Annotated in this window: 1 protein-coding gene; it reads left to right on the top strand. The window is 55.2% G+C overall.

The window, feature by feature from the left end; genetic code table 11:
• Positions 1-144: 144 nt before the first annotated feature.
• A partial coding sequence (locus E1189_RS24435; RefSeq protein ID WP_230459873.1) for a hypothetical protein occupies positions 145-324 on the top strand: 180 nt, incomplete at its 3' end.

The raw sequence follows: 324 nt of genomic DNA, 5'->3' as shown, positions 1-324 counted from the left end.
CCCTGTGTGGATACGCTTGTGGGCGGTGAGGTTGCCGGATGTGGTAAAAGCCCTGTTGCATTCGCCAAAGTCACAGACAAAGGGTCTGCCCCCTGTGTGGGTGCGCTTGTGGATGTTGAGATCGCCGGATGAAGTAAACGCTTTGTGGCACCTGTTCTGATCACAGACAAAGGGCCGCTCTCCTGCGTGGGTGCGCTTGTGCCTGATGAGATGACCGGATTGGGTGAAAGAGCGGTTGCACCCGTACTGGTCACATACAAAGGGTTTTTCCCCTGTGTGGGTACGCTTGTGGGTAATGAGATGACAGGACTGGGTGAAAGACCA

The organism is Parendozoicomonas verongulae (assembly GCF_009711465.1).
Lineage (GTDB): Bacteria > Pseudomonadota > Gammaproteobacteria > Pseudomonadales > Endozoicomonadaceae > Sansalvadorimonas > Sansalvadorimonas verongulae.
Note: the sequence above shows the minus strand (reverse complement) of the source record. Positions and strands in the feature narration are given on the sequence as shown.